The organism is Bartonella sp. MR30HLJHH, from assembly GCF_042194195.1.
Classification (GTDB): domain Bacteria; phylum Pseudomonadota; class Alphaproteobacteria; order Rhizobiales; family Rhizobiaceae; genus Bartonella; species Bartonella grahamii.
Genome location: NZ_JBHIMO010000035.1, coordinates 1 through 5360, shown reverse-complemented (window position 1 = coordinate 5360; position 5360 = coordinate 1). Strand labels below are relative to the sequence as shown.

Annotated in this window: 2 protein-coding genes; one reads left to right on the top strand and one right to left on the bottom strand. The window is 36.3% G+C overall.

Going from position 1 to position 5360, the window contains the following annotated elements; all coding sequences use genetic code 11:
* Positions 1-665: 665 nt before the first annotated feature.
* A complete protein-coding gene (locus ACFIKR_RS08585; RefSeq protein ID WP_375659560.1) occupies positions 666-1796 on the bottom strand; it encodes a metallophosphoesterase in 1131 nt (376 codons plus the stop codon).
* Between the two features lie 802 nt (positions 1797-2598).
* On the opposite strand from ACFIKR_RS08585, the gene ACFIKR_RS08580 reads away from it, so the two are divergent.
* Positions 2599-5360: autotransporter outer membrane beta-barrel domain-containing protein (locus ACFIKR_RS08580; RefSeq protein ID WP_375659559.1), on the top strand; the 2762-nt coding region annotated here is incomplete at its 3' end.

Below are 5360 nucleotides of genomic sequence, written 5' to 3'. Positions count from 1 at the left end.
ATCCAACTCGCTAAATCTTCCCCAGCTTGTTCCATACTTGCCTTGGCATCATCAGAGAGCTTTTCGCGGGCAAAAAACTCTTTCTAAACTGAAACTTCTTAAAATCCCCTTTTTACACTTCTCTCCAAACAAAGATAAAACTGTCAAGACGTGTGAGTGTCATCTAAGAGTAATTGCGTGAAACCATAACCACTATAAACAGACACCAATATTTGTATCGTATTGTATCTATTTACTTACGTATAAAAGAAGAAGATAAAATTGTAATACAATTAAAAGCCCATACGGTTAATCAAGAGAAATTGTACAGCATCAAAAACATCAATTGTTTGAAGATCATAAGTAAAAAATTGATCAAAACAAAAAGCTTTCTTGGTAATTCTGGATACTTCCTCGACACACTCCTCTTCTCTTCAAAGATGAAAGTCTAAAAAGAAAAAATAAAATAACAAATCATTATTCCGCTTTGTATTAAAGCTTTGTTCACATTAAACCATTGCACTTATAGCGCTTAACCTGATATTTTAGCATTTTTAAAAAAAATATGAAAAAGATGTCTGATTTTTTATTCTATTTTTAAGTGATACTTAGACACTCTCATTGCTCTTCAAATCCGCACATATAATACGTTTTTCCTTCATCCTTAAAACAAAGAAAAAATCCTATTATAACTGACTGCAACTTGCGGAAAATTGGGTGTCTTTCCCTATAACACCAAGATCTTTAATTAAAAGCGGTTTTCCTATTTCTCCATTATAGGCTTTAACGTGAATGGTCTTTCCCTTCACATCTATGAGGTAATAATCTCCATTAAAAAGCGCACCAGCTGTATAGATAGGGATATTTCCAAAAACCTTATCATTTTTCGCACGGCAATAAGACTGATAATGCGTGTGACCTACGAAGATTGCTTTAACATTGTGAGAAGTAATAATTGACTTAAAGACCGACAAATCTTTAACATTCTTTTTACGAATAAAAAAGGATTCACCATCAATGGAAGCAGCACGCGCATCATGAAAATTAATGATTGTCACTTTACCTCTTGCATCAGCAGCAGCTAAATCGTTCCTAAGCCAATCTAAAGATTTATTGATTTGCACCTGTATAGACTGTCCCATCAAACGAACCGTATAGCTTGGATAATTGTGAAGCTGCACATAGTGAACATCTCCATAATCCCAAGAATAACTCAAACTTCCCCTTATCGAGCGAATATTTCCACCCGAAATGGGAACCAAACTTTCAGTAACATCTGCATTGAAATGCGATAATTGACTACGGTATTTTTTGATTTCCGATACCATTCTTGAAACTGCACTTATAGCACAAGCATCTTTGTAAAAACTGAATTCTTGAGGATTTGTACAATTACCAACATTATTGGCATAATCATGATTCCCTAGCCCCTCATAGACAGGCGCTCCAAGATTTTTATAAACATTTTTATAATCATCATAGTTCTTTTGTTGTCCAAACTCCGTCAAGTCACCATTGACAATATGGAACGCGGCCTTGTGCGCTTTTATCACACCAGCAACCTGCTCATTTATCTTTAACCATGGCTCTCTGTTTGATATTCCATTGGCATCACCAGAGTTTAAACGCCACGGTTGCGGATCAGCCATGATGATAGCAGTATAATTTTTTGCAAGAGACTTTTCTTTCATAGACCAGCCCATGAATGCATCATGATAAAGCCTCTCGTCCCTTCTTAACTTTTCAGAATCAAGGTTAAAACAACCAGAGAGAGTTAAAGCAATCACGGTGATTACCAATTCAACTTTATATCTCATAAACCTATCACCATAAAAACGTTATATATTATTATATTATAAAAAATTCTTCAGCAGCAATTTTTTTAGATTTTCTTGTCAAGAGTGTGTCAAAAATTCAAAATAACGAAAGCAATGATCCTTTAATGAAGGTGCACTTTGATGATATAAAAGTACTGTTGGTTTCAAGTCTTCAACTTCAAGCACTTTAATTGATTGAGATTTATGAGCTTGGACTCTGGCTCTGTCAAATGTCATCGATACTTCAACATCTACCAAAAATTAGGCATTTACTAGAAACCTAGCAAGTGTTCGTATACTATTAAAATATCCCCAACAGAAGAAAAAATGTATTCTGTATACTAGAGTCGTCAACTCCTTTGGATATCAAGATAAAATACATTAGAATCTTATGATAAATAAGGTAGAAATAATCAAAAGTGCTAGAAACAGTGTTTGAGTATTACCGTCATCACTCACTTTGATAAGATATAAAACTGCATAAGTATCACACAAAATATTATCATTACTTTATAAAAAACAATATAATTTATGTAAGTATTATAATAATATTTATAATTTATATAATATATATTTACAATAAATTTAATTATATAATATAAATAATTATAAACACATTGTGTGTTAAATATAAATTCATACAAGTTTAATATAAGTTAATTTTTAATTTTGACAAAAAACTAAAAATGTCTTACCAAATTAAAGACAATTATCGAAATTAATAACAACTATCCATTTTCACTTCTTCTTATGAAGTTCGCGGGGAAATGAATATTTGGGGGCTCTCATAAGGAGAATACTAGTGTATAAAACATCCCTTTTATCATGCACGGCTACAGCCGCTATCATCCTGTTCAACATCCAGTTCAGTGTACATGCTGAAACCCTCGAAGTTTCTGATGGAAAGACAGTACCAGTATCCGATAAAACCTATGAAACTATTCACGCAAAAGATGGCGGAAAAATCATTGGAAAACATTTAACCATTGTTACGAATAAAGATATAAACCAAGACACGAACAAAACCGTCTATGCTGTAACAGCAGAAGGTGCTAACAGTGCAATTGAGTTACTGGAGGGCACAACCATTAAAGGCACTGGTTCTGGTATTTTCTTAGGCCTTGAAGCCAAAGACGGTGCTACACTTCAAATGACTAAGGGAACAATTACATATTCTGGAACGGGTGCCTCCTCATCTGGCATTTTATCTAGCACTGGTGCTTCCTTTTCTGACAGTAAGAGTAAAAAAAACAAGCTGGAAGATGTGGTAATATCGAGTGAAAACGATAACCTTTTACTACCCTTAGGAATAAGTGCTAAAAACAGCACTGTGACTTTAAACAATGTAACCGTTACTCAAGCACTAATAGGCATATTTGCAGAGGATCACTCAACAATAACAGTGTCTGGAGGATCACTCGATGGGGACACTGATGGGGTATATGCTGGGAACGGCAGCACCATTACTTTAAACAACAATGTTACAGTCGCATCATCTAAGAGTAATGCACTCCATGCAGATGGTATAGAATCCAAGATCACAATGAAAGGAGGGGCTGTCATAGGAGGAAGTTTGAATGGACATGAAGGCGCATTATTTACAGAAAATGGTGGACGTATTGAAATTACGGATGTTACTCTAACAACCAATAACTTCGGAAACGGTGCAAATGCCAATGGCGTTGGAAGCATAATTGAATTAAAAGGCAAAACAAGCATTGAAAAAGTTAGAAACGGACTGAGAGCAGAAAAAGGTGGTAAAATCACCAGCGAAGATTTAACAATAACTACTTATGAAAACCAAGAATACAGTACTTCTGGTATAATAGCCATTGATCCCAATAGTGAAATTCAATTAAAGGGTCATACAACCATTGAAAAAGTTTCGTACGGTCTTGGAGCCTATAATGGTGGTAAAATTACCAGTGGAGATTTAACAATAGTCGGTGGTAAAGTAATTGATCAAGACCCCGATGAAGCACGATCTGGTGTATGGACGGGGGACTCTGGTAGTGAAATTCAGTTAACGGGCAAAACAACCATTCAAAATTTTGATGAAGGTCTTTACGCTGATAGTGGGAGTAAAATCATTAGCGGAGATTTAACAATAATCGGTGGTGAGTCCGAAGAAGCAACCGTTGGTGTAAGCACTTGGGAGGCCGGTAGTATAGTTGAATTAAATGGCAAAACAACCATTCAAAATGTTGATATTGGTCTCGCTACTGGTGAAGATGGCACAACTAAAATGGTTAATGGCGCTATTGATACTAATTCTAAAGGTCTAGATACCCAATCCGACACTTCTCAGAATGGGAAGAAAAATAAAATAGAAGCAAAAAAAGCTGCACTGGTTGTAATAAATGGCGGCCATATTGATCTGAAAGATGTTTCTGCCACAGCAGAAATTGCCGGTTTACAATTCGCAACTTTCTCTGACAACAATCCAAATGACTCACATGATCCACAAAAATATCATAGCAATGAGATCAATCTAACCAATGCAGAGCTTCATGCTGAAAATGGTACAGGAATTTTTGTTGGAACTGTTGTTGAAAAAAGCATCGAAGATGCGGCAGCCCCATCAATCGGCACAGTCAATCTTAAAAAATCAGAAGTTCATGCTGACATATTATTAGGAGATGGTATTTTTTGGGACAAAACGTCATGGAAAGATAAAGATTTGTGGGATGGTAAAGAGGTTAAAGCGATCTCCAACGGCACCTTCACCTTAAGCGCTGATCAGTCTACTTTAGAAGGCAGAGCAAATATTGCTAAAGACAGAAATGTACACTTTGATCTGAAAAACAAGACAACATGGACACTAAAGACCAGTACAAAAGAAAAAGATGATGATGGACAACTGATTGATATTGCTCAAAGATCTCGTTCTGATATTTCCACGCTTAATCTCGACAATAGCTCCATTATCTTTAATGGACCAACAGAAGAGCATTATCACACATTGCATATAGGTTCTGGTAAACCAGACACAAAAGCAGTCTACAATGCAACGGGTGATGCGAAGGTTTACTTCAACGCAAAATGGAGTGATGGTGCTGCAATAAATGACCAAAAAACCGATAGACTTTTGATCAATGGGGATGTCTCTGGTAACACATCAGTTTATGTTACGGGGCGCTTAGAAGGGAACAATGTCAAAGCAAATACCTCTGCTGCTGCCAATATCCGTGGACTTTCACTTATTCAAGTTTCTGGAAAAGCAAAAGAAAACTCTTTCAAACTTGTAAATGGCTATACCACAAGAGGTGGCTTACCGGATATGTATACACTACGTGCTTATGGACCAGACTCAAGCCAAGGCAAAGCCAATATTGCGCAAAATCTCTTTGATGAAAAGAATGAAGATTTCTGGGATTTCCGTTTGCAACCAGAACTGCTTGGAAATGGTTCTGGCTCTGGTTCAACTCCTGATCCTGAAACAAATATCCCTGCCGTTGCCCCTGTACCACAAACAGCAAGCTATTTAGTCATGCCAAATGCTCTCTTCTACAGTGGATTAACCGATATGGCTAAACAAAACGCGCTTTTAGCCAATATCAGAAC